Annotated in this window: 23 protein-coding genes; 14 read left to right on the plus strand and 9 right to left on the minus strand. The window is 58.5% G+C overall.

The genetic code is table 11. The features are described from left to right. The first annotated feature begins 5 nt into the window (after positions 1-5). The 4 genes from mutM to dnaA all read left to right on the plus strand — a co-directional run bounded on the left by mutM (position 6) and on the right by dnaA (position 4,503). Positions 6-902: a bifunctional DNA-formamidopyrimidine glycosylase/DNA-(apurinic or apyrimidinic site) lyase gene (gene mutM, locus DA915_RS01365; RefSeq protein ID WP_107674963.1), complete on the plus strand. Its 897-nt coding sequence runs from the start codon at positions 6-8 to the stop codon at positions 900-902. Between the two features lie 33 nt (positions 903-935). Then, entirely contained in the window at positions 936-1,709 is a 774-nt protein-coding gene (locus DA915_RS01370; RefSeq protein ID WP_003503804.1) for an enoyl-CoA hydratase, read from the plus strand. A 195-nt stretch (positions 1,710-1,904) separates the two neighbouring features. Further along, positions 1,905-2,171 carry a 30S ribosomal protein S20 gene (rpsT, locus tag DA915_RS01375; protein ID WP_003493474.1) on the plus strand — a complete coding sequence of 89 codons (267 nt, stop codon included), beginning with the start codon at positions 1,905-1,907 and terminating at the stop codon, positions 2,169-2,171. 871 nt (positions 2,172-3,042) lie between these two features. Then, positions 3,043-4,503 (plus strand): chromosomal replication initiator protein DnaA, encoded by a 1,461-nt coding sequence (dnaA, locus tag DA915_RS01380; RefSeq protein WP_003503801.1) that lies wholly within the window; start codon positions 3,043-3,045, stop codon positions 4,501-4,503. Between the two features lie 231 nt (positions 4,504-4,734). Here dnaA and hemW read toward each other — a convergent pair whose 3' ends face one another. The 3 genes from hemW to rph are packed head-to-tail and all read right to left on the minus strand — an operon-like array spanning position 4,735 to position 7,318. Continuing rightward, entirely contained in the window at positions 4,735-5,934 is a 1,200-nt protein-coding gene (gene hemW / locus DA915_RS01385) for a radical SAM family heme chaperone HemW (protein ID WP_060727139.1), read from the minus strand. 5 nt (positions 5,935-5,939) lie between these two features. Next, positions 5,940-6,584 (minus strand): RdgB/HAM1 family non-canonical purine NTP pyrophosphatase, encoded by a 645-nt coding sequence (gene rdgB / locus DA915_RS01390; protein ID WP_003503799.1) that lies wholly within the window; start codon positions 6,582-6,584, stop codon positions 5,940-5,942. Between the two features lie 17 nt (positions 6,585-6,601). Then, positions 6,602-7,318, minus strand: a complete 717-nt coding sequence (gene rph, locus DA915_RS01395) for a ribonuclease PH (RefSeq protein ID WP_060722824.1) — start codon at positions 7,316-7,318, stop codon at positions 6,602-6,604. A gap of 135 nt (positions 7,319-7,453) precedes the next feature. On the opposite strand from rph, the gene hrcA reads away from it, so the two are divergent. Both hrcA and grpE read left to right on the plus strand, forming a co-directional pair. After that, complete coding sequence (gene hrcA, locus DA915_RS01400) at positions 7,454-8,545, plus strand: heat-inducible transcriptional repressor HrcA (protein ID WP_003503796.1); 1,092 nt, start codon at positions 7,454-7,456, stop codon at positions 8,543-8,545. 114 nt (positions 8,546-8,659) lie between these two features. Next, positions 8,660-9,295, plus strand: coding sequence for a nucleotide exchange factor GrpE (gene grpE / locus DA915_RS01405; protein ID WP_107674964.1), 636 nt, complete (start codon positions 8,660-8,662; stop codon positions 9,293-9,295). A gap of 80 nt (positions 9,296-9,375) precedes the next feature. Here grpE and ptsN read toward each other — a convergent pair whose 3' ends face one another. The 6 genes from ptsN to lptC all read right to left on the minus strand — a co-directional run bounded on the left by ptsN (position 9,376) and on the right by lptC (position 14,604). Continuing rightward, complete coding sequence (ptsN, locus tag DA915_RS01410) at positions 9,376-9,837, minus strand: PTS IIA-like nitrogen regulatory protein PtsN (RefSeq protein ID WP_003503792.1); 462 nt, start codon at positions 9,835-9,837, stop codon at positions 9,376-9,378. A gap of 82 nt (positions 9,838-9,919) precedes the next feature. Next, on the minus strand, positions 9,920-10,492 hold the full coding sequence (gene hpf, locus DA915_RS01415) for a ribosome hibernation-promoting factor, HPF/YfiA family (RefSeq protein ID WP_003503790.1): 573 nt from the start codon (positions 10,490-10,492) through the stop codon (positions 9,920-9,922). Between the two features lie 234 nt (positions 10,493-10,726). Further along, positions 10,727-12,277, minus strand: a complete 1,551-nt coding sequence (rpoN, locus tag DA915_RS01420) for an RNA polymerase factor sigma-54 (RefSeq protein ID WP_099085715.1) — start codon at positions 12,275-12,277, stop codon at positions 10,727-10,729. 265 nt (positions 12,278-12,542) lie between these two features. Beyond that, positions 12,543-13,352 (minus strand): LPS export ABC transporter ATP-binding protein, encoded by an 810-nt coding sequence (lptB, locus tag DA915_RS01425; protein WP_003503786.1) that lies wholly within the window; start codon positions 13,350-13,352, stop codon positions 12,543-12,545. A 9-nt stretch (positions 13,353-13,361) separates the two neighbouring features. Beyond that, entirely contained in the window at positions 13,362-13,925 is a 564-nt protein-coding gene (locus DA915_RS01430) for an LptA/OstA family protein (RefSeq protein WP_003503784.1), read from the minus strand. A 13-nt stretch (positions 13,926-13,938) separates the two neighbouring features. After that, positions 13,939-14,604 carry an LPS export ABC transporter periplasmic protein LptC gene (gene lptC, locus DA915_RS01435; RefSeq protein ID WP_003503782.1) on the minus strand — a complete coding sequence of 222 codons (666 nt, stop codon included), beginning with the start codon at positions 14,602-14,604 and terminating at the stop codon, positions 13,939-13,941. A 234-nt stretch (positions 14,605-14,838) separates the two neighbouring features. On the opposite strand from lptC, the gene sppA reads away from it, so the two are divergent. The 8 genes from sppA to DA915_RS01475 all read left to right on the plus strand — a co-directional run bounded on the left by sppA (position 14,839) and on the right by DA915_RS01475 (position 22,373). Continuing rightward, on the plus strand, positions 14,839-15,792 hold the full coding sequence (gene sppA / locus DA915_RS01440) for a signal peptide peptidase SppA (RefSeq protein ID WP_003503777.1): 954 nt from the start codon (positions 14,839-14,841) through the stop codon (positions 15,790-15,792). 2 nt (positions 15,793-15,794) lie between these two features. Next, the gene (locus tag DA915_RS01445; RefSeq protein ID WP_219256707.1) at positions 15,795-16,121 is read left to right on the plus strand and encodes an integration host factor subunit beta; all 327 of its coding nucleotides are present in this window, start codon (positions 15,795-15,797) and stop codon (positions 16,119-16,121) included. 66 nt (positions 16,122-16,187) lie between these two features. Beyond that, positions 16,188-16,529, plus strand: a complete 342-nt coding sequence (locus tag DA915_RS01450) for a LapA family protein (protein WP_060722827.1) — start codon at positions 16,188-16,190, stop codon at positions 16,527-16,529. A 93-nt stretch (positions 16,530-16,622) separates the two neighbouring features. Continuing rightward, a complete protein-coding gene (locus DA915_RS01455; protein ID WP_107674965.1) occupies positions 16,623-17,756 on the plus strand; it encodes a class I SAM-dependent methyltransferase in 1,134 nt (377 codons plus the stop codon). Continuing rightward, positions 17,753-18,613 carry an RNA methyltransferase gene (locus tag DA915_RS01460; protein ID WP_020011063.1) on the plus strand — a complete coding sequence of 287 codons (861 nt, stop codon included), beginning with the start codon at positions 17,753-17,755 and terminating at the stop codon, positions 18,611-18,613. The genes DA915_RS01455 and DA915_RS01460 overlap by 4 nt, the downstream gene beginning before the upstream one ends. Next, positions 18,613-19,101, plus strand: coding sequence for a signal peptidase II (gene lspA, locus DA915_RS01465; protein ID WP_107674966.1), 489 nt, complete (start codon positions 18,613-18,615; stop codon positions 19,099-19,101). The genes DA915_RS01460 and lspA overlap by 1 nt, the downstream gene beginning before the upstream one ends. A 55-nt stretch (positions 19,102-19,156) precedes the next feature. Then, positions 19,157-21,397: a hybrid sensor histidine kinase/response regulator gene (locus tag DA915_RS01470; RefSeq protein ID WP_107674967.1), complete on the plus strand. Its 2,241-nt coding sequence runs from the start codon at positions 19,157-19,159 to the stop codon at positions 21,395-21,397. A gap of 94 nt (positions 21,398-21,491) precedes the next feature. After that, on the plus strand, positions 21,492-22,373 hold the full coding sequence (locus tag DA915_RS01475) for a GNAT family N-acetyltransferase (protein ID WP_003503769.1): 882 nt from the start codon (positions 21,492-21,494) through the stop codon (positions 22,371-22,373). The last annotated feature ends 122 nt before the right edge of the window (positions 22,374-22,495 follow it).

The following is a 22,495-nucleotide window of genomic DNA, read 5'->3' on the forward strand; positions in this document are numbered from 1 at the left end:
GCCAGATGCCAGAATTGCCAGAAGTCGAAACCGTCAGACGTGGCCTTGCACCTGCTATGGAAGGGGCAAGGGTCCGCAGGCTGCATCTCGGCCGCCCGGATCTGCGCTTTCCTTTCCCGGAGGGTTTCGCGGGGCTGATCGAGGGCAAGACGATCATATCGCTCGGACGAAGGGCGAAATATCTTCTCATCGAGCTGGAAGACGGGCTGACGATCGTTTCCCATCTCGGCATGTCCGGTTCGTTTCGTATCGAGGCGGAAACGGATGAGGCTGACAAGACGCCCGGCGCGTTTCATCACGCCCGCTCGAAGGACGGCAAGCACGACCATGTCGTCTTTCATCTCGATCAAGGAGAAGAGCGTGTCTGCGTCATCTATAATGATCCGCGCCGCTTCGGCTTCATGCATCTGGTGGAGCGCAACAAGCTCGATCTTTACCCGGCCTTTGCCGAGCTTGGCCCGGAGCCGACAGGTAATGCGCTGAGCGCGGATTATCTGGCGAGCCGGTTTGAGGGCAAAAGCCAGCCCCTGAAAAGCACGCTGCTGGACCAGAAGGTCATCGCGGGCCTCGGCAATATCTATGTCTGTGAGGCGCTGTGGCGCGCGCATCTTTCGCCCCTGCGGGCCGCGGGAACGCTGGTAACGAAAGGTGGCAAGCCCAAAGCACAACTCGCCGATCTGACGGAGAAAATCCGCGATGTCATCGCCGACGCCATCGCCGCCGGCGGGTCCTCATTACGAGACCATATACAGACGGACGGAACGCTCGGTTATTTCCAGCATTCCTTTTCGGTCTACGATCAGGAAGGCCAGCCTTGCCGGACACCCGGCTGCGGGGGTACGGTTGAAAGGGTGGTGCAGGCCGGTCGTTCGACCTTTTATTGCGCCGCCTGCCAGAAGTAACGCTGTCGGAGTAACGGAGAAGGGGAGACTGCCGTGGACTATGAAACGATACTGGTCGAGAAACGCGATGAGGTGGGTGTCATCACCCTCAACCGCCCCAAGGCGCTCAACGCTCTCAATTCGGTGCTTCTGAAAGAGCTGCGGCACATTCTGTCTTCGTTTTCCGCCGATGATTCCATCGGTGCGATCATTATTACCGGTTCGGAAAAGGCATTTGCTGCTGGCGCCGACATCAAGGAAATGCAGGGGCTGGATTTTGTCGATGCCTATGTCGGCGATTTTCTCGGCGGCTGGGACGAGGTTGCTGCCACCCGCAAGCCTGTTATCGCCGCCGTTTCCGGTTTTGCGCTCGGCGGCGGCTGCGAACTGGCGATGATGTGCGATTTTATCATCGCTTCTGATACGGCGAAGTTCGGTCAGCCGGAAATCACCCTCGGCGTCATCCCCGGCATGGGCGGCTCGCAGCGGCTGACACGGGCAGTCGGCAAGGCAAAGGCCATGGACCTGGTTCTGACCGGCCGCATGATGGATGCAGCGGAAGCCGAGCGCGCCGGTCTCGTGTCGCGTGTTGTGCCGGCTGCAAATCTGATGGACGAGGCGGTTGAGGCCGCAACCCGCATAGCTTCCCTGTCGCGTGCCTCCGTGCTCATGGCCAAGGAAAGCGTCAATCGTTCCTTCGAGGTGCCGCTTTCAGAAGGTCTGAGATTTGAAAGACGCTCCTTCCAGTCGCTCTTTGCCACGGCGGATCAGAAGGAGGGCATGGCCGCCTTCGTGGAAAAGCGCAAACCCGCTTTCCGGAATCGCTAAGGATTCGGAATATCGGCGCTTTTAAGCGTTTTGCGCGTTGACGGGCGTAAGCTTTAGCGGTATATGCCCGCCCACGGTTAAGGAAAGCCATCCGGCTTGTCCGAAATTACTCCCGCATTCTTGGGTTACGTGAGGTCTTCTAACGACCCGATCCTATGGTTGCGGAATTTGGTTTGAATTCGAAGAGAGGCATACATGGCCAATACAACTTCGGCGAAAAAGGCGACCCGCAAGATCGCTCGCCGTACCGCAGTCAACAAGGCTCGCCGTTCGCGCGTTCGCGGCTTCATCCGCAAGGTCGAGGAAGCCATCGCTTCCGGTGATCTGGCAGTCGCCACCGAAGCTCTGAAGGCAGCTCAGCCCGAGATCCAGCGCGCCGCCACCCGGGGCGTTCTGCACGGCAACACCGCATCCCGTAAGGTGTCGCGTCTCGCACAGCGCGTTAAGGCTCTTTCCGCCTAATCCGGCTAATCACAAATAATTATTCAAAAAGCCTGGTCTTTTGACCGGGCTTTTTGTGATTCTAACTGCCCGTTAACCATTGCTGCCGTAACGTGACAAACGCATGTCAGATGGACGACAGGAAATTTGCAGTAAAAACAATAACTTGCTGGAGGTCTCTGGAAAACTCAGGGGCTTTCTCTACGGAAGTCGCGGCTAGTTTTGAGTCAAGAAGATTTTTATTTTTTTGCCAAAATCCGCTCTTAAAAATTGCCAAAATTGAATCTCATTGATTCATAAGCGATTCTGCTTCGCACCCTGTCGGTGATGCAAAACGGCCTTTGCGAGTCAATGGCCGATCTGAGTTTTTGCAGAAAAAACGCCATTGATCTCTCCCCACGATCCTGCCTAAATGCATTTCAACAAGGGGTGCGGATCTCAGTCCACAGATTATCTCGATGATCGTATCGACGATATTCACCTTCTTGCTGACGGGTCTTTCGAGGTCCGTTTTTTCAGGTCATGGAGCTTTTTGTGCCGTTTCGGTCTCCGGAACGGGCGGGGTTTTTTTGCCCTCAAGAATGCGCCTTAAGGTTGTAGCGAAAGGAGCGTTTTTAGCGTGTCGCAGGCCTCTCCATGAGGGGGAGGGAAATGGGATAACCGGCTCGCAAACAAGTAGTCGCCTTTGGCGTTCTTTCGAGGGGAACGCTTGGGGGCAGAAATAAACGAGGGGGATCCCTGGCGGTCGATCTTTGATCGTCAGGCTATGATTGGCAATTTGAAAGGCGGCAATATGCAATTGAATTTGGCGATGGGTGCGGTGGCTGATGGGGACCGCGCACCAAAGACGCGTGATGCAGCTTGCTCAGATGCGGCAGGGGACAAATCGGCAATGACGCACGATGCGCTGTTTGAACGTTTTAGCGCGCGGCTCAAGGCACAGGTTGGTCCGGAGGTCTATGCAAGCTGGTTCGCACGGCTCAAACTCCATACCGTTTCGAAAAGCGTCGTCCGTTTTACCGTTCCGACGACCTTTCTGAAGTCCTGGATCAACAACCGTTACATGGACCTGATCACCAACCTCGTCCAGAGCGAGGATCCGGATGTGCTGAAGGTGGAGATTCTGGTCCGCTCGGCCAGCCGCCCGATCCGTCCGGCTCAGACCGAGGAGAGGGTGCAGCCCGTTGCGGAGGTTGGTGCGGCTCCGCGGAACAAGTCCTTTATACCGTCGCAGCCCGCCACGCCTGCCGCGCAGCCCGCGGCTTCGCAGGCGACCCTGCGTCAGGGCGGTTCCGGGCCGTTGTTCGGCTCGCCGCTCGACACGCGTTTCACCTTCGATACCTTTGTTGAAGGCTCGTCTAACCGCGTCGCGCTTGCGGCGGCAAAGACGATCGCCGAAGCCGGTGCCGGCGCCGTGCGCTTCAACCCGCTGTTCATCCATGCGGGTGTTGGTCTCGGCAAGACGCATCTTCTGCAGGCAATCGCCAATGCCGCCATCGACAGCCCGCGCAATCCGCGCGTGGTCTATCTGACAGCTGAATATTTCATGTGGCGTTTTGCAACCGCAATCCGCGACAACGATGCCCTGACGCTGAAGGACACGCTACGCAATATCGACCTGCTCGTCATCGACGACATGCAGTTCCTGCAGGGCAAGATGATCCAGCATGAATTCTGCCACCTGCTGAACATGCTGCTCGACAGCGCCAAGCAGGTCGTGGTCGCTGCTGACCGTGCGCCATGGGAGCTGGAATCGCTCGATCCGCGTGTCCGTTCCCGTCTTCAGGGCGGCATGGCGATCGAGATCGAAGGTCCCGATTACGACATGCGCTACGAAATGCTCAACCGCCGCCTCGGCTCGGCGCGCCAGGACGATCCGTCTTTCGAGATTTCGGACGAAATCCTGACCCACGTTGCCAAAAGCGTGACGGCGAGCGGACGCGAACTGGAAGGTGCCTTTAACCAGCTGATGTTCCGTCGCTCTTTTGAGCCGAACCTCTCGGTTGACCGTGTCGATGAACTGCTGTCACATCTCGTCGGGACGGGTGAGGCCAAGCGCGTGCGCATCGAGGATATTCAGCGCATCGTCGCCAAGCACTATAATGTGTCGCGGCAGGAACTGGTGTCCAACCGTCGCACCCGCGTCATCGTCAAGCCGCGCCAGATCGCCATGTATCTGGCCAAGATGCTGACGCCGCGTTCTTTCCCCGAGATCGGTCGCCGTTTCGGCGGTCGCGATCACACCACGGTTCTGCATGCCGTGCGCAAGATCGAGGAACTGATTTCCGGTGACACCAAGCTTGGCCATGAGGTTGAGCTGCTAAAGCGCCTGATCAACGAAAACAACGCATAAAAAGAAGCGGCCTTCGGGCCGCTTCAGTCCGTTGGCAAGTCCCACTCATATTCGACGTCATCCTCGGGCCTGTCCCGAGGATCAGGTCACGTATGGTAAAATCAATAGGTTGCAGATCCTCGGGACTGGCCAGAGCATGATGAAGGCAAGTTTTCAGACTTCGTCATCACCCTCAAGCGGCTTTCGGGCCGCTTTTTTATTGGTGGTTAGAGGCGTTGTCGATGCTGTGGATCAGCAGGCGAGATCGGCCACCACGGCATCCAGAATAAGCATGCCTGAAGGGGTGCAGCGCAGGCGGGAATTGCCGAGCCTTTCCACGAAACCATGCTGCAGAAGGAACTCTTCCTTTTCCGGATCGAGATCGCGGCCGGAAAGGTCGCTCCAGCGCGCAAGATCGATGCCCTCGCGCAGGCGAAGGCCCATCAGCAGCAATTCGTCGGCCTGTTCGTCGACGCCGAGCAGTTCCTGATCGACCATGCCGTGGCCTTCCCGCTCAACGGTTTCGAGCCAGTTTTCCGGGTGGCGTTCGGTGGCGGTGGCGAGCTTGGAAGCGCCTCTCGTCAGGCGTCCATGCGCGCCGGGGCCAATACCGGCGTAGTCACCATAACGCCAGTAGGTAAGGTTGTGGCGGCTTTCGGCGCCGGGCCGGGCGTGGTTGGAAACCTCATAGGCCGGCATGCCGTAACGCTCGGTGATTTCCTGGGTTGCCTCATAAAGCACGGCCGAATGCTCGCCATCCGGCACGATGAGCTTGCCGGCCTTGTGCAGGCCGTAGAAAGGCGTGCCTTCCTCGATGGTCAGCTGGTAGAGCGACAGATGGTCGACGGCATAGGAGACAGCCTCCTTTAGCTCCGCGTCCCATTCGGCGACGGTCTGGTTCGGGCGGGCATAGATGAGATCGAAGGACATACGCGGAAAAATCTCCCGCGCCAGCCGAATGGCTTTCAAGGCATCGGCAACATCATGCAGGCGGCCGAGGAACTTCAGGTCGCGGTCGTTGAGCGCCTGCACGCCGAGTGAGACACGATTGACGCCAGCCGCGCGATAACCGCGAAAACGTTCCGCCTCGACGCTGGAAGGATTGGCCTCCATGGTGATCTCGATACCGTCAGGCACATGCCAGAAGCGCGCGACGCCATCGAGAAGTGCGCCGACCGTCTGCGGGTCCATCAGTGATGGCGTGCCGCCGCCCATGAAGATGCTGGTCACAACGCGCGGGCCGCTCAGCGTCCGCATATGTTCCATTTCACGGAGAAAGGCAGCCGTAAACCGTTCCTGATCCACCGGCCGGTGGCGGACATGGCTGTTGAAATCGCAATAGGGACATTTGGCCGCGCAGAAGGGCCAATGCAGATAGATCCCGAAACCGGGATCGCCCGTATCCGGCAGAAGCGATGCGCCGGGGGCAGAAAGTTGATGCTCCCCGACCATCGGGTTCATGCCTCCAGGCAGGTTTCTACGAATTTCTTGAAGGCGCGGGCACGGTGCGACAGCGCAAAGGCATCGCCGTGTTTCCAGCCGTGTTTTTCATCCGAGCTCATCTCGCCGAATGTAGTGTCATAACCTTCGGGCTTAAAGATGGGATCATAACCGAAGCCGCTCGTTCCGCGCGGTGGCCAAACGACAGCGCCTTCCACCTCGCCACGGAAATATTCGACATGCCCGTCCGGCCAGGCAAGGCACAGCACACTGACAAAGCGGCCGGTGCGATCTTCCAGCTTCGATGCACCACGCTCGGCAAGCGCATCCTCGACCTTCTGCATCGCCATGGCGAAGTCGCGCGTGCCGTCGGCCGTCTCCGCCCAATTGGCGGTATAGACGCCAGGCGCACCGTCAAGCGCGTCGATGACCAGACCGGAATCGTCGGACAAAGCCGGAAGACCGGATGCCTTTGCGGAGGCAAGCGCCTTGATGGCGGCATTTTCCTCGAAGGTGGTGCCCGTCTCGTCCGGCTCCGAGAAATTCAGCTCCGCCGCCGATTTGGCGGAAAAGCCGAAAGGCCCGATCAGATCAGCGATTTCGGCGATCTTACCCTTGTTATGGCTGGCGACGACGATCGTTCTGGTATCGAGCTTGCGCATCACGTTTTCCTGTCGGCTCAGGCGATGGCCTGTTTCTGAAGGGTGACCAGTTCGCTGCATCCCGCCTTGGCAAGACCGAGCAGCGTCAGGAATTCCTCCTCGGAGAAGGGCGCGCCTTCCGCCGTTCCCTGAACCTCGACGATGCCGCCGGAACCGGTGATGACGAAATTTGCATCGGTCTCGGCAGAGGAATCCTCGAGATAATCGAGATCGATCACCGGCTGGTTTGCGAAGATACCGCAGGAGATCGCCGCGATATGGTCCTTCAGAACCTTCTCGACCTTGATCATGTTACGGGTTTCCATCCACTTCAGGCAATCGTGGAGCGCAATCCATGCGCCGGTGATGGAAGCGGTGCGGGTGCCGCCATCGGCCTGGATGACGTCGCAGTCGATGCTGATCTGGCGTTCGCCGAGTGCCTGCAGATCAACAACGGCGCGCAGCGAGCGGCCGATGAGGCGCTGGATTTCCTGCGTGCGGCCGCCCTGCTTGCCGGAGGCGGCTTCGCGCTTCATGCGCTCATGGGTGGAGCGCGGCAGCATGCCGTATTCGGCGGTGACCCAGCCCTTGCCGCTGTTGCGCAGCCATGGCGGCGTCTTTTCTTCCAGGCTTGCGGTGACGAGCACATGCGTGTCGCCGAATTTCACCAGACAGGAACCTTCGGCATGTTTCGAGAAATTGCGCTCGAAGGAAACCTTGCGCATCTGGTCGGTTTTTCTGCCTGAAGGCCGCATATGATCCACTCTCCATGTTGGTCCCTGCCTTCTAAGGCGCGCTCCGGGCTTTTGCAAAGCCAATTTCCATTTTGCCGCGGCGTTGCAACGCATTATATTGATGCGAGCTGGTTTGAACGACAAAGAACGGACGAAATGGGTTTTTCCGCACCGCTATCAAAAGATCAGGCATCATTGCTGGATGAACGGTCTCGGGAAATTTTCCGGCGCATCGTTGAAGGCTATCTCGATACGGGTGAGCCGCTCGGATCCCGCAGCCTGTCGCGGCTGTTGCCGATGTCGCTTTCGCCCGCCTCCGTCCGCAATGTCATGAGCGATCTTGAGGAACTCGGCCTCATCTATTCGCCGCATATCAGCGCTGGGCGCCTGCCCACCCAGACGGGGCTGCGCTTTTTCGTCGACGCCTTCATGCAGGTGGGTGATCTGCCTGCGGAAGAAAGGGCGAATATCGACCGTCAGATCGGGCCGGTCGCCGGCCACGAGCAGTCGTTGGAAGGGTTGTTGACCGAGGCAAGCCGCATGCTGTCAGGCATGTCGCGCGGCGCCGGCCTGGTGCTGACCGCCAAGAATGATGTCATCCTCAAACATGTGGAATTCATAAGGCTGGAGCCCACCAAGGCGCTCGCCGTGCTGGTCGGCGATCACAATCAGGTCGAAAACCGCATCATTGAATTGCCCGCCGGCATTTCGTCATCGCAATTGATCGAGGCGGCGAATTTCATCAATGCCCATCTGTCCGGCCAGACGCTGCAGGAATTGCGGACACAATTCCAGAAGCAGCAGGCGGAACTGCAATCGGAACTCGGCACGCTGGCGCAGGATCTCATCGAGCGCGGTCTGGCCGTCTGGGCGGGTGACAATGAGGAGGGCAAGCTTGGCCGCCTCATCGTTCGCGGACGCTCCAACCTGCTGGAGGGTCTCGCCGGTGAAGAAGATATCGATCGGGTGCGCCTGCTGTTCGATGATCTGGAGCGCAAGGAAAACCTCATCGAAATCCTCAACCTCGCGGAAAGCGGCTCCGGGGTCAGGATTTTCATCGGCTCTGAAAACAAGCTATTTTCGCTCTCCGGTTCTTCTCTGATCGTCGCGCCCTATCGCGATGAGGACAACCGTGTGGTGGGTGCGGTCGGCGTTATCGGCCCCACCAGGCTGAATTATGCCCGTATCGTGCCAATGGTGGATTATACCGCGCAGATCATGGCGCGCCTTTCCCGCAAGCAAAGATAGGACAAGCCCGCAAAGGTCAGAGAATGCGGCAAGCTTTTCGCCGCAAGCCTTGATTTTTGCCCGTCAAAGCTCGATATCGGGCGCAACCAACAATATTCAAATCTGGAGAACGTCATGACCGACGATACAAAAAAGCCCGGACCTGACGCGGACGTCGCGGAAGATTTTGTCGATCTTGCCCAGGCAGGTGAAGAACAGGCCGAAACGGCAGAACCCGATCCGGTCGAGCAGCTCAAGGCTGAGAACGCCGATCTGCGCGATAAATTCCTGCGACTTGCGGCCGAGATGGACAATCTTCGCCGTCGCACCGAACGCGATGTCAAGGATGCCAAGGCCTATTCCCTGGCCGGTTTTGCACGCGATATGCTCGCCGTTTCCGATAATCTTCGCCGTGCGCTCGAAGCCATTCCCGATGAGCTCAAGACCAATGGTGAAGCCGGTCTCAACGGCCTCATCGAAGGCGTCGAGATGACGGAACGTTCGATGCTGTCGACGCTGGAACGCCACGGCGTGAAGAAGATCGATGCCGAGGGCCAGAAGTTCGACCCGAATTTCCATCAGGCCATGTTCGAAATTCCGAATACGGCGGTTCCGAACAATACGGTGCTGCAGGTGGTCCAGGCTGGTTTCACCATCGGCGATCGCGTGCTGCGCCCCGCCATGGTCGGTGTCGCCAAGGGTGGCCCGAAGGTGGAGACAGCCGCCTCTGCCGAGCCGGGCACCTCGTCTCTCAATGAAAAAGACGCGTAAGGCATCTGTCTTTACGTCATAAAAAACGCGCCTTCAGGGCGCGTTTTTTATTGCCGTTAAACTGAGGGGGCGGGTTGCGATCAAGCCGCCGTCGCCTGTTCCTGATTGAGGAAGGCGTAGATTGCTGTGTCGGAATCGGTCGCACGCAGCTTGGCCACCAGTTCAGGGTCGCGCAGGGCGCGTGCAATTCTGGACAAAGCCTTCAGATGATCCGCGCCGGCGCCCTCGGGCGCAAGCAGCAGGAAAACCAGATCGACCGGCTGGTCGTCCAGCGCTTCGAAATCGACCGGCGTTTCAAGGCGTGCGAAAACGCCGGTGATCTGGTGAATACTGTTGAGCTTGCCATGCGGAATGGCAATGCCGTGGCCCACACCGGTGGAGCCGAGCTTCTCGCGCTGGAGGATGACGTCGAAAACTTCCCGTTCCGAGACTCCGGTAATTCTGGCTGCCTTTGCAGCCAGCTCCTGAAGCAATTGCTTTTTGGAATTCACCTTGAGGGCGGGAATAATCGCATCTTGTTGCAGCAAATCTGCCAACGCCATTCTCTTTTTCCTTCATGCCATCGAGACGATGCAGGAGGCAGATGCATTTTCGCGCTCTGCCTCCCACGTCTTGTCAGACTGTTCAGCTCTTGATCGTTTCCGCGTCGATCCAGCCAATATTGCCGTCATGACGCCGATAAACGATGTTGAGATATTCTTTGCCGGGGCTGCGGAAGAGCAGAACCGGTTCGTCGGTCATGTCGAGCGCCATCACGGCGCTGGCGACTGACATGGTCTTAATCTGTTTCGAACTCTCCGCCACAATGGTGGGTGCGTAATCTTCAGGAACCTCGTGGTCCTCATCGGGAACAGCATCCATCACCGTATAGGCGATTTCCTGCGACACGCCATTCAAACCACTGTGGTGGTCCTTCAGCTTGCGCTTGTAGCGACGCAGGCGCTTCTCGATCCGCTCGGCGGCGGCGTCGAAGCTGGCTTGCGGATCATTTGCCTGACCCGCCGCATGCAATACAACGCCCGTATCGAGATGCAGCTTGCAGTCGGCGGCAAAACGCGATCCGGACTTCTCCACGGTCACTTGGCCTGAATACCCCCCATCGAAGTATTTGGTAACTGCCAGACCTATATTGTCCTCGATCCGCTGACGGAAAGATTCACCGATCTCCATATGTTTACCAGATACACGCACACTCATGGAAATTTTCCTTTTTGTAGTGATTTGCGAGTACCAGCTTACGTCAAGCCGCGCGCGCATCCAAGCGTTTCGAAGACCTTAAAAAGCCTCCATTTGAATTTTACGCCCATGGACGGTGGAGATGAATCCGTTACAAATGACCTTGCTTACGTGTGCGGCGGGCTTCTAGCCCCTGGCGTGGCAAGAGTCAATGGTGCGGCAAAAAACCGCCCCAAACGTGAACGGGCTCGTTGCTCAGAAGGCGGAAAGCTTGGCCTGCGCCTTCTTTTCCCGGCGCCTCTGCACGGAGGAGGGGATGTTCATCGCCTCGCGATATTTGGCGACCGTGCGGCGGGCGATATCGATGCCGCTCTTTTTCAGATTGTCGACGATGTCGTCGTCGGAAAGGACTGCCTCGGCGGCCTCGTGCGCGATCATGGCCTTGATGCGGTGACGCACCGCTTCCGCCGAATGGCTGTCTCCGCCTTCCACGGCGCTGATTGAGACGCTGAAGAAATATTTGAGCTCAAACAGACCGCGTGGCGTCAGCATGTATTTTTTGGACGTTACCCGGCTGACGGTGGATTCATGCATCTTGATGGCGTCGGCCACCGTCTTGAGGTTCAGCGGGCGTAGCTGGTCGACACCATTGACGAGGAAGGCATCCTGCTGGCGCACGATTTCCGTCGCCACCTTCATGATTGTCCGGGCGCGCTGGTCTAGGCTGCGGGTCAGCCAATGGGCCGTCTGCATGCATTCGGCCAGAAAATCCTGATCCTCGCCCGCGCGCGCCTTATGTTTCGACACCTCGGCGAAGTAACTCTGGTTGATGAGCACGCGCGGCAGGGTCTCGGGGTTGATTTCCACCAGCCAGCCGCCGGTGGAGGAGGGGCGAACGATAATGTCGGGAACGATGGTCTCCGAAACCATCGAGTCGTAACCTGCGCCGGGGCGGGGGTTGAGCGTGCGGATTTCCGCCAGCATATCGAGGAGGTCTTCCTCATCGACACCGCAGATTTTTTTCAAGGAAGCGAAGTCGCGTTTCGCGAGAAGTTCCAGATTATCGACGAAAGCCCGCATGGCCGGGTCTAGCCGATCCTTCTGGGCCAGCTGGATCGCCAGACATTCGCTCAGGGAACGGGAAAATACACCCGGTGGGTCGAAGCCCTGAAGCGTCTTCAGGACGTGCTCGACTGCCGACGGCGCCGCTCCCAGCCGTTCGGCGACATCATCGACGGCATCAGCCGCAATATAGCCGGTTTCATCGAGCTGGCCGATCAGCGCATCGGCGATCATCCGGTCCTCGGCGGCTGATATGGCGAGCGGCAATTGCTGATTGAGATGGTCGCCGAGGCTCTGTCTGGCCGCGACGAAATCATCGAGGTCATAACTTTCCCCGGACTCCTGACCGGGCATGGATTTCCATTGGCCGGCCAGTTCAGGCGCATCGGCTTTTCGGGGCTCAGCATCGTCGGGAAAGACGTTTTCGAAGCTGGTATCCAGTTGCTCGCCGAGATTTGCGGCGCGATCGCCATACCAATCGTCACTGTCTGATGTCACCGTGGCGGATCTCTCCGAGCCTTCGCTGTCCGCGTCGCCGAAACTCTCCGCCTCTACCGGGGCATCGCTGCTCAAATCGCCATCGTTTGCCGCAATTTCCAGCAATGGATTGCGCTCCACCTCCTGCGCGATGAACTGCGTCAGCTCGAAATGCGTCATCTGAAGCAGCTGGATGGACTGCATCAGTTGCGGTGTCATTACAAGAGACTGGTTTTGACGCAGCAAAAGGCTGGCAGACAATGCCATGGCGGACGCGAAACTCCCCTTACAGCTTCTCCATGGCCACAGTTTTCATAAATTTTGCGGAGGCGATGGAACTTGGCCCAAAAATTGCTTTTTTATCTTGTTTGGTCAAGCGTCAGGGCGGGGCGCGATGAAGAATCTTTCGCGCGCCGATCATGATGATTTTAGGTCGAAACGACCTAAAATCTTAAATCATGATCTAGATCATATAATTAGAGCGGGATTTCAAGCAAAAACCGCACACACTTTTCGCTATCCCGCTCTGGGTTCAAAGGCTAAAATTGTTGCCGAGATAGAGACGGCGTACATCCGGATTGTTGACGATATCGTCTGGACGCCCATGCGTCAGAACCTCGCCGGCATGGATGATGTAGGCGCGGTCGATGAGACCGAGCGTTTCACGGACGTTGTGGTCGGTCACGAGAACGCCGATGCCGCGCGCTGTCAGGTGTCTCACCAGATTCTGGATATCGCTGACAGAAATCGGATCAACGCCCGCGAAAGGTTCGTCGAGCAGCATGAAAGTCGGATCGGTCGCAAGAGCGCGCGCGATTTCCAGACGCCGCCGCTCGCCGCCCGAAAGCGCCACGGCAGGGGATTTGCGCAGCTGCGCGATGTGAAACTCTTCCAGCAGCTCATCAAGCTTGTGGTTGCGCTTGGCTGCGTCCGGCTCATGCACTTCCAGCACGGCGCGGATGTTTTCCTCAACGGTGAGGCCGCGGAAAATCGATGCTTCCTGCGGCAGATAACCGACGCCGAGACGGGCGCGACGATACATCGGCATGGTGGTGACATCATTGCCGTTGATGGCGATCTTGCCGGTATCGACGGGTACCAGGCCCGTGATCATGTAAAAACAGGTGGTCTTTCCGGCGCCGTTCGGGCCGAGCAGTCCCACGGCCTCGCCACGGCGCACGACCAGCGAAACCCCGTTGACGACACGACGCGTATTATAGGTCTTCGTCAGGCCATGCGCGATCAGCGTGCCCTGATAGGGGGTTTTGTCCGCCGGTGGGACCGCGTCCGCGGATCGGCTGCGTCCGCCGCCGAATATCTTTGAGATCGAGGGTATCTTCACGAGGAAAGACTACTGTTTTTTCTGGGATTTCGGATCAAGCATGATCCGAACAGGGCCGCCGCAGCTTTCGAGCTTGGCCTGTCCCGTATTCATCAGGACGGTCAGTTTGCAGCCGGTGAAGACATTCGTGCCCTCGGACAGCACGACCTGCTTGCCCGTGAGAATGAAGGTCTGCGCCGCCATGTCGAATTCGCCGTGATCGGCCGTCGCCTTCTGGGTCTCGGACGTCAGATAGACATTATTGTCGACGAAGATTTTTTCGATATTGGCGTCGCCGCTGGTGAGCGATGAACCCTCGCCCTTGTAGTTCACCGTCATCTTGCCGGCCTGAAGGGTGGTCGTTCCCTGCACCACCTTCACATTGCCGGTGAAATAGGCCTTGCGCTCCTGATCGCGAATCTCGAGCTGATCGCTTTCAATTGCGATCGGCTGGTCGCCGGAGAGCTTGACACCCTGCATGTTGCTGGTGGTGTTCTGGGCGAAAGCCACAGTTGCAAGACACGAAAAAACAAGACCTGCGGCTGCGAGGCCGGCGGATTTGCCAAGGGAAACGGGACGGGAAATTTGCATCATCTGGACCGGGCTCTCACTTGCCTTCATTCTTGATATTGGATGCAGCGATACGTGCCCGTACCTGCCCCGAAAATGTAATTGTCTTGCCATTATCGGCGATGTCAATCGATTGCGCAACAATCGAGCCGTCGTTTGTTTTGATCGAAACCGGCTCCTGGCTGCTCATTTTCCCGGCCTTCAGATCGACATCCGCAGACTGGAACTTCGCTTGTATGCCATTGCTGAGATTGATGTCAAAAGGGGCGGTCATCTTCAGCTTGTTGGTGGCCCGGTCAAAAATGCCTTCATGGGCGATCACCTGGGCGATACCGTCATTCACCGGCACTGCGGCCAGAACCTTCTCAAGCGTCATCAGGTTGGGGTTGGCGATGTCCTGCAACGCACGGTCGGCGTTCATGGAATAATCGATCCCCTTCTCGTTGCGGCCGGCAACGGCAGGTTTTTCCATAACGATCTTGCCGTCTTCAATTCGCGCGCTCTCCAGAGAGACCTCATCGGGCGCCCAGGTTCGGATAACCGAGACGGCGATGAAGGCGAGCGAAACGATGGCTGCGCCGAGCGGCAGAATGATTTTCAGCCGTTTCACGCGCGCAGAATGCCTCAGCGCGGTGTCATAGGCACCGTTCTGGTCATTGGGCAGCGAGAATGCTGGCGCGGGTTCGCGGAGTCTTTCGAGCATAAGAGTGGGTCCGGAATGCTTCCCCGGCGCCATTCTGGCGCACAATCGAAGCTTGTGTCTCTATCTAAATGTCTTTGGCATGAGTGCTTTGTCCTGCCAATATGGTTTTTGTCTGGAGAGGTGCAAGGGAAATGCGAATTTTATCGTAATTCTGGTTTCCTTATTGTTTCCTTGCGGCTTCGCGTTAGAAGAACCATATGGCCTAAAGCGCAAAAGCGGATGACAGAGGTTTCTATGGACAATATGGCGATAGCGGATCGCAGGCGGTTGCGCCGCAAGCTGACTTTCTGGCGGATTGCGGCCGTTCTTCTGCTCGTCGCCGGCGCTTTCGGTCTTTACCGGTTTTTATGGGATGGACCGCAGCAAAGTGCGAAGCCCCATATTGCCCGCGTGGAGGTCTCCGGCCTGATCACCGATAATACCGAACTTCTCGAGCGGCTCGACAAGATCGCCAAGAGCGACAATGTCAAAGGGTTGATCGTGTCGATTTCCTCGCCAGGCGGCACCACCTATGGCGGTGAGCGCATCTTCAAGGCCATTCGAGGCGTGGCGGAAAAGAAGCCGGTTGTCTCGGATGTGCGCACGCTCGCCGCTTCCGCAGGTTACATGATCGCGTCCGCGGGTGATGTCATCGTTGCCGGCGAAACCTCGATCACCGGCTCGATCGGCGTGATCTTCCAGTATCCCCAGCTTGGCCAGCTGATGGAAAAGCTCGGCGTTTCGTTGCAGGAAATCAAGTCGTCGCCGATGAAGGCGGAGCCTTCGCCGTTCCACGAGGCACCGGAAGAGGCAAAGTCGATGATCCGCGCCATGGTGATGGACAGCTATGGCTGGTTTGTCGACCTTGTGGCTGATCGCCGCAAGCTGCCGCGCGAAGACGTGCTGACACTGGCGGATGGATCGATTTTCACCGGCAGACAGGCGCTCGCCAACAAGCTGGTCGATACGCTGGGCGGCGAAAAGGAAATTCGCAGCTATTTCGAAACCCGTGGTGTTGCCAAGGATTTGCCGATCGTCGAATGGCGCGCGCCATCGTCCCGTTCGCCTTTTTCGCTTTTCAGTGTTGCGCAAATAGCGAAGTTTCTGGGATATGACGATTTAATTCCCTTCGCAGGCCCCGGCCAGCTCGGTGCGGACAAGTTGTTTCTTGACGGTCTTGTTTCCGTTTGGCAGGTTGAGCCGCGTTAAAAATCCAATTCTTTCAGGGGGCAACCGTGATCAAGTCTGAACTGGTGCAGATCGTTGCTGCGCGTAACCCGCACCTTTATCACCGTGACGTGGAAAACATCGTCAATGCGGTGCTGGATGAAATCACCGACGCCCTGGCGGCAGGAAATCGTGTCGAGCTTCGTGGTTTCGGCGCATTTTCGGTGAAAAACCGTCCTTCGCGTTCCGGCCGGAACCCGCGCACGGGTGAGTCGGTTTTCGTCGAGGAAAAATGGGTGCCTTTCTTCAAGACGGGCAAGGAACTGCGTGAGCGCCTGAACCCCGGTATGGGCGACGAAGAGGACGATTGATCGTCCCTGCCGCCTGGCGACTGAAAAGGAGCCGGTGGAACGCCCGCTGCGATGGAGTATTGTCGGATGTCGAAAAAAATCATCAATCTCATCATCCTGCTTCCGCTGGCGGTCATCCTCGTCATTCTGTGCGTGGCCAACCGCCAGTCCGTGACGCTGGCGCTCAATCCGTTCCGGCCGGAAGACGGCGTTCTTTCCTTCACCGCGCCGTTTTTCGTCTTCCTGTTCCTGGCGGTGATTTTCGGCGTGCTGCTGGGATCGGCGGCCACCTGGTTTGCGCAGGGCAAACATCGCAAGCGTGCCCGTATCGAAGCCAAGGAGGCTGTGCGCTGGCATGATGAGGCGAACCGCCAGAAGGCGGCCGCCGCCGGACAGCTGCCGCAGGCGGGCCAACTCCCGGCAAAGTGATGGCGCCGACATTCGTTCCGGCTCTAGGCGAGCGGCGCATGGAATGCTATTTGCTGGCGCAATAAGACGCGGGCAAAAGCGGAAAGATTTCCATTGAAGAAAAAAGACAGCCGGCCGGGCAATCGTGTGCGAGCCGGGAACGAGAAAAAACAGGTTCATGCCGCAAAGCCGGCGCGTCGCGCGGATGCCGCGCCGAAAAAGCGCGAGCCGGATGCCGTGCGCAGCGTGCAGAAGGCCGCGCCGAAGGAAAAACCCGTCGTAGCGACCGCCGTTGAACAGGCCCCTGCGCGCGCACTTATGCAGCGCACCGGGGCGCTTCCCGCGGAACAGGTTCCGGTCATTCTGGAATCGAGCGGCGCGGGTGATTTTCATCTGATCGATAGCGGCAACGGCCTGAAGCTTGAACAATATGGCGATTACCGCATCGTCCGTCCCGAAGCGCAGGCTCTCTGGAAGCCTTCGATCCCGGACCGCGTATGGCAGAATGCGGATGCCGTCTTTACCGGCGATACCGATGAGGACGGCATGGGCCGCTGGCGCTTTCCGAAGGAAGCGCTCGGCGAGACATGGCCGCTGTTCTTGCTCGGGGTCGAATTTCTCGGCCGCTTCACGGCCTTCCGGCATGTTGGCGTCTTTCCCGAACAGATCGTGCATTGGGAATGGCTGAAACATGCCGTCGAAACGGCCGACCGGCCGCTGAAAGTGCTGAACCTCTTCGGTTACACCGGCGTCGCCTCGCTGGTTGCGGCCGCAGCGGGCGCGGAAGTGACCCATGTCGACGCCTCCAAGAAAGCGATTGGCTGGGCGAAGGAGAACCAGGCGCTTGCCGGGCTCGAACAGGCACCGATCCGCTGGATTTGCGAAGACGCCATGAAGTTCATCCAGCGTGAGGAGCGCCGCGGCAACAACTACGATATCATCCTCACCGACCCGCCGAAATTCGGCCGCGGCACCCATGGTGAAGTCTGGCAATTGTTCGACCATCTGCCGCTGATGCTGGATATCTGCCGCGAAATCCTCTCGCCCAAGGCGCTCGGCCTTGTGCTGACGGCCTATTCGATCCGGGCGAGCTTCTATTCGATGCATGAACTGATGCGCGAAACCATGCGCGGCGCCGGTGGCGTCGTCGCGTCAGGCGAGCTTGTCATTCGTGAAGCCGGGCTCGACGGCAAGACGCCAGGCCGCGTGCTTTCCACATCGCTGTTCAGCCGCTGGGAGCCGAAATGATGAAGGATATGCGTGAAAACACCGCGCGCCGGGTTGGCCAGGTCAAGGAAGTGACCAGCCTTGCCAATCCCATCATCAAGGATATCAAGGCGCTCACCCAGAAAAAGGGCAGGGAAGAGACCGGCACCTTCATGGCTGAAGGCCTGAAGCTGGTCATCGACGCGCTCGAACTCGGCTGGACGATCAAGACGCTGGTTTATGCCAAGGCCGCCAAGGGCAAGCCGCTGGTGGAGCAGGCGGCGGTGAAGACGGTCGCCACGGGCGGGCTCGTGCTCGAAGTCAGCGAAAAGGTCATCGCCTCGATCACCCGCCGCGATAATCCGCAGATGGTTGTCGGCATTTTCGAACAGAAATGGAAGCCGCTGAAGGATATCCGCCCGGAAAAGGGCGAGACCTATATCGCGCTCGACCGGGTGCGTGATCCCGGCAATCTCGGCACCATTATCCGCACGGCGGATGCGGCGGGCGCTTCAGGCGTCATTCTCGTGGGTGATTGCACGGATCCGTTTTCGCTGGAAACGGTGCGCGCCACCATGGGTTCGGTCTTCGCCACGCCCGTTGCCCGCGCTTCGGTCGAAGAATTCCTGTCCTGGAAAAAATCGGCGCAGGTCAGCGTCGTCGCCACCCATCTGGCGGGTTCGGTTGATTATCGAAAGATCGATTATGCCGGAAAGCCGGTCGTGATCTTAATGGGTAACGAACAATCCGGCCTGCCGCCGGAACTCGCCGGGAAGGCCGACCAGCTGGCGCGCATTCCCCAACAGGGCCGCGCCGACAGCCTCAATCTCGCCATCGCAACCGCCGTCATGCTGTTTGAAGCACGGCGGCATCTCCTCGAACTCGCACCGGTGACGTAATGGCCAAAGCGGCATTGTTCTCGAAATTCGGTCCGGCCTTTGCGCTGATCGTTGCCGCACTGGTGCTGGACCAGATCGTCAAGCAGCTGGTCGAAGCCTATCTGCCGCTGCAGGAGATGGTTCCGGTTGCTCCGTTCCTGGCGCTGTACCGCACCTACAATCTCGGCGTGGCCTTTTCGATGCTGGAGGATATGCACGGCTGGTTCATCGTCAGCATGCGGCTCGTCATCGTGGTCTTCGTTCTGTGGCTGTGGCGCAAGACGGCGACGGACCGCACCTTTGCCCATCTCGGTTTCGCCTTCATCATCGCAGGCGCTGCCGGCAATCTTCTCGATCGCTTTTTCTACGGTCACGTCATCGACTATATCCTGTTTTACACGCAGACATGGTCCTTCGCGGTTTTCAATCTGGCCGACAGTTTCATAACCATCGGCGCAGCCTGCGTCATTCTCGACGAGTTTTTGCACGCCCGGGCGGCTAAAAAGTAAAATTTTAAGGTTTCAGCCAAACATATCAAAACCGCTGCCGTGGTAGCGGTTGCCTATGAGCGAACTGGCAAGACTTCGACAGAAAGTTTCAGATGGCCTGGCCGCCACGGCGGCGCAGCCGGCGGATCGTGTCGATACGACAACGCACCATGGGGATGAAGAACATGCGACCGATGCCAGATCGATTGCGCTTTATGTCGCCGTTTCACTATCAGTTGGGGCTTTTTCCGCAGCCCTGATCGCGCTTGCGGTGCCCTATGCGGTTACCGTCGCGCTGGCAACCTTCTTTGGCGCCGTGCTGGTCGGTGTCCTGCTCTACGCGCTCTTCGGCGAATCCTCCCGGCATCCCGGCGCACTGGTTGCAGATTCCGATCTCCGGCTGCGGCAAACGCAAAACCGCTCGCTGATTGCCGAAATGCAGGAATTCATGGGCGATATCGTCGTGATCCGCGACATGAACCGGCGCATCGTTGAGGCGAACCGCGTCTTTCGTGAAATGACCGGCTGTGCGGCTCCCGAAGGGCTGAGCTGCGAGGAAATCGGCATCGCTTTCCGCCCGGGTGACAAGGTCCATGCCTATGATGTCGAGATCGCGACCCCGTTCGGTCAGCGTATTTTTTCCTGGCATGATGTCGTGACCCGCGATCTGGCAAGCAGCCGGCTCCTCATCAGCAGTATCGCCAGAGACGTGACCGAAGAGCGACTTGCGCTCGGTGAGCGGGAAGATGCCCGGTTGCGGGCCGAAAAGGCCGATGCCGAAAAGGCGAGGCTGCTTGCCACCGTAAGCCACGAAATCCGCCTGCCGCTTTCCGGCATGCTCGGCATGAACCATCTTCTGTCGCAGACGAAGCTCAATGAGGAGCAGCGCAATTATCTCGATGGCATGAAGCAGTCCGGCCAGTCGCTGGTGCAGCTGGTCGAGGATCTGCTGGATTATTCGACGATGGAAGCGGGTCGCTTCAGGCTCAATCCGCGCGCGGAAAACCTGCGGCGGCTGATCGAGAGCATCGTTGAGATGCTGGCCCATCGGGCCCATGAAAAAGGCATAGAAATCACCTCCTTCGTTACGCCTGACGTGCCTGATCATCTCGATTTCGATCCGGCAAGGCTGCGTCAGGTCCTCTTCAATCTCCTCGGCAATGCCGTCAAATTCACGCGGGAAGGCGGCGTCGTCATCCGGGCGCGCATGGTCGACAGCGAATTGCACATCACTGTCGAAGATACCGGTCCGGGCATGAGCCAGGCCGAGCAGGCCCGTATTTTCGGTGAATTCGAACAGGCAGGCCCGCTGTCGCAGCGAAGCGCAGGCACAGGTCTCGGCCTTGCGATTTCCGCCCGTATCGTGCGGGAATTCGGCGGCAGCCTCACGGTTTCCAGCCGAAAGGGCAAGGGCAGCACTTTCAAACTGACGTTCCGGCCGGGCGGCGCACCCGCCGAAATGGCGGATCCCGGACGGCGTCATTGCCTGCGGCATACAAATGTCCTGCTCATCGCGCCAAAGGGCGTGGCGGCGGCGGTGACGATGGAGGCTATCGAAGCCTTCGGCGGTCAATGTACTCTCATCCACCAGCCTGAAGATCTTGAAAAGCTGCGGAAGGAGTCTGCCACCCGGGCGGATGATCTCACCGATATCATTGTCGACCGACGCATTTCGGCGCTGTTCAGGGACGCGCTCAAGGATTGGCCGCAACAGAATGTTCGCCGCACGCTGCTGGTCAGCCCGGAAGAACGGCCGTCGACGATGCATGTTTCCTTCGATGCCTGGTTGATCCGGCCGCTGCGCGAAAAATCGCTGATCGACGTCCTGTGCGGCCGTCTGCGCGGCATAGAGCGACGGGACGCGATCAACGACAACCATCCGGATGTGGGATTTTCGGCGCGGGTGGCGGAGGGTGCGAGCGGTATCGAGATACTCGTGGCCGAAGACGATGCCGTCAATCAGCGCATCGTCCGCGCCGTTCTGGAGAAAACCGGCTTTATCGTCCGTGTTGTCGAGAACTTTGAGGCGTTGCGGCAATCGTTGGAGCCAGGCGCATCCCGTTTGCCTGACCTCATCGTCTCCGATCTCAACATGCCGGGCGGCGAGGGGCTGGACGTGCTTCCCGACCTTCTCCATACGCTGAAGGGGGAAAGGAATATTCCCGTCATCGTGCTCAGCGGAGATACGAGTGACGCGACCGCCGAAATCCTGCTGAAGGCCGGTGCCGGCGCAGTTTTGACCAAGCCTGCCGACCCGCGACGGCTGGTAGAGGAAATCCGTCGGCTGCTCGAGGCGAAACGCCTGTTGCCATCATAACTTGACAGACTCGCGCTGGTGACATTTTGTCACTATTCTGTCGTCAATTAGTGATTTATGACAGGAAAATTCTTTGGTGGCGGAGCGATTCCCCATGGTTGCCGAAATCCTCAATCACGACATTTGTGAAAGCAATGTTGTCATTAGTCCTCGTCCCGAGACAGCTCAGGACAATGAGGGTCTTTTCGGTCGTATAGGCACGCTGGAAACACGGCTCGCCAGAAATGAACGCGAAATTGATGCCGCGCAATCCGTGCGTTACCGGGTTTTCGTCGAGGAAATGAAGGCGCGCCTTCCCGCAGATGCGATGCGCCGCAAGCGCGACATCGATGCCTGGGACAGCGTCTGCGATCATCTGCTGGTGCTCGACAAGGCGATCGAAGGCGACAGCGAAGACCAGATCGTCGGCACCTATCGTTTGCTGCGGCAGGAAACGGCGCTCGCCAATAACGGCTTCTATTCCGCAAGCGAGTTCGACATTGCCGGGCTCGTTGCGCGCCATCCGGGCAAGCGCTTCATGGAGCTTGGCCGCTCCTGCGTGCTGCCGGAATATCGCACCAAGCGTACCGTCGAGCTTCTTTGGCAGGGCAACTGGGCCTATGCCGTGAAACACCGCATGGATGCCATGATCGGCTGCGCTTCCTTCCCCGGCGTGCAGCCGGAGGCCCATGCGCTTGCCTTGTCCTTCCTGCATCATAATTGCGTGGCCAAGGGCGAGTGGGCAGCTTCCGCCCTTCCCGAGCTTTATCATGAGATGGACCTCGTGCCGGCCGAGGCGCTCAACGCCCGCAAGGCGCTGAACGCCATGCCGCCGCTGATCAAGGGCTATATGCGTCTTGGCGCCATGTTCGGCTCCGGCGCGGTTGTTGACCATGCCTTCAACACGACGGACGTTCTCGTGGTCCTGCCCGTATCGTCCATCGCCGGCCGCTACATCAGCTATTATGGCGGTGAGACCGAGCGCATCAACGGCTGACCGGTTTTTGATCGGAACCTTTCGGGATGTTCCTGTGGGCAGCTGTTCGGTGCGTGTTGTGCAGGGGCGGGCATTGCCGCTAGTGTCGGCGCTCCTTTTCCGCAACACGATATGACATCGGC

The organism is Agrobacterium sp. LAD9 (genome assembly GCF_003031125.1).
Taxonomy (GTDB): domain Bacteria; phylum Pseudomonadota; class Alphaproteobacteria; order Rhizobiales; family Rhizobiaceae; genus Agrobacterium; species Agrobacterium radiobacter.

What these genes read in the sequence shown, in the direction of transcription:
- lptC (WP_003503782.1), bottom strand. Translation starts at nt 14,604, where the DNA reads ATGCTCGAAAGACTCCGCGAACCCGCGCCAGCATTCTCGCTGCCCAAT.
- lspA (WP_107674966.1), top strand. Translation starts at nt 18,613, where the DNA reads ATGGCCAAAGCGGCATTGTTCTCGAAATTCGGTCCGGCCTTTGCGCTG.
- grpE (WP_107674964.1), top strand. Translation starts at nt 8,660, where the DNA reads ATGACCGACGATACAAAAAAGCCCGGACCTGACGCGGACGTCGCGGAA.
- DA915_RS01470 (WP_107674967.1), top strand. Translation starts at nt 19,157, where the DNA reads ATGAGCGAACTGGCAAGACTTCGACAGAAAGTTTCAGATGGCCTGGCC.
- hpf (WP_003503790.1), bottom strand. Translation starts at nt 10,492, where the DNA reads ATGAGTGTGCGTGTATCTGGTAAACATATGGAGATCGGTGAATCTTTC.
- rdgB (WP_003503799.1), bottom strand. Translation starts at nt 6,584, where the DNA reads ATGCGCAAGCTCGATACCAGAACGATCGTCGTCGCCAGCCATAACAAG.
- hrcA (WP_003503796.1), top strand. Translation starts at nt 7,454, where the DNA reads ATGGGTTTTTCCGCACCGCTATCAAAAGATCAGGCATCATTGCTGGAT.
- rph (WP_060722824.1), bottom strand. Translation starts at nt 7,318, where the DNA reads ATGCGGCCTTCAGGCAGAAAAACCGACCAGATGCGCAAGGTTTCCTTC.
- dnaA (WP_003503801.1), top strand. Translation starts at nt 3,043, where the DNA reads ATGACGCACGATGCGCTGTTTGAACGTTTTAGCGCGCGGCTCAAGGCA.
- hemW (WP_060727139.1), bottom strand. Translation starts at nt 5,934, where the DNA reads ATGGTCGGGGAGCATCAACTTTCTGCCCCCGGCGCATCGCTTCTGCCG.
- DA915_RS01475 (WP_003503769.1), top strand. Translation starts at nt 21,492, where the DNA reads ATGGTTGCCGAAATCCTCAATCACGACATTTGTGAAAGCAATGTTGTC.
- ptsN (WP_003503792.1), bottom strand. Translation starts at nt 9,837, where the DNA reads ATGGCGTTGGCAGATTTGCTGCAACAAGATGCGATTATTCCCGCCCTC.
- DA915_RS01430 (WP_003503784.1), bottom strand. Translation starts at nt 13,925, where the DNA reads ATGATGCAAATTTCCCGTCCCGTTTCCCTTGGCAAATCCGCCGGCCTC.
- DA915_RS01450 (WP_060722827.1), top strand. Translation starts at nt 16,188, where the DNA reads ATGTCGAAAAAAATCATCAATCTCATCATCCTGCTTCCGCTGGCGGTC.
- mutM (WP_107674963.1), top strand. Translation starts at nt 6, where the DNA reads ATGCCAGAATTGCCAGAAGTCGAAACCGTCAGACGTGGCCTTGCACCT.
- rpoN (WP_099085715.1), bottom strand. Translation starts at nt 12,277, where the DNA reads ATGGCATTGTCTGCCAGCCTTTTGCTGCGTCAAAACCAGTCTCTTGTA.
- DA915_RS01460 (WP_020011063.1), top strand. Translation starts at nt 17,753, where the DNA reads ATGATGAAGGATATGCGTGAAAACACCGCGCGCCGGGTTGGCCAGGTC.
- rpsT (WP_003493474.1), top strand. Translation starts at nt 1,905, where the DNA reads ATGGCCAATACAACTTCGGCGAAAAAGGCGACCCGCAAGATCGCTCGC.
- sppA (WP_003503777.1), top strand. Translation starts at nt 14,839, where the DNA reads ATGGACAATATGGCGATAGCGGATCGCAGGCGGTTGCGCCGCAAGCTG.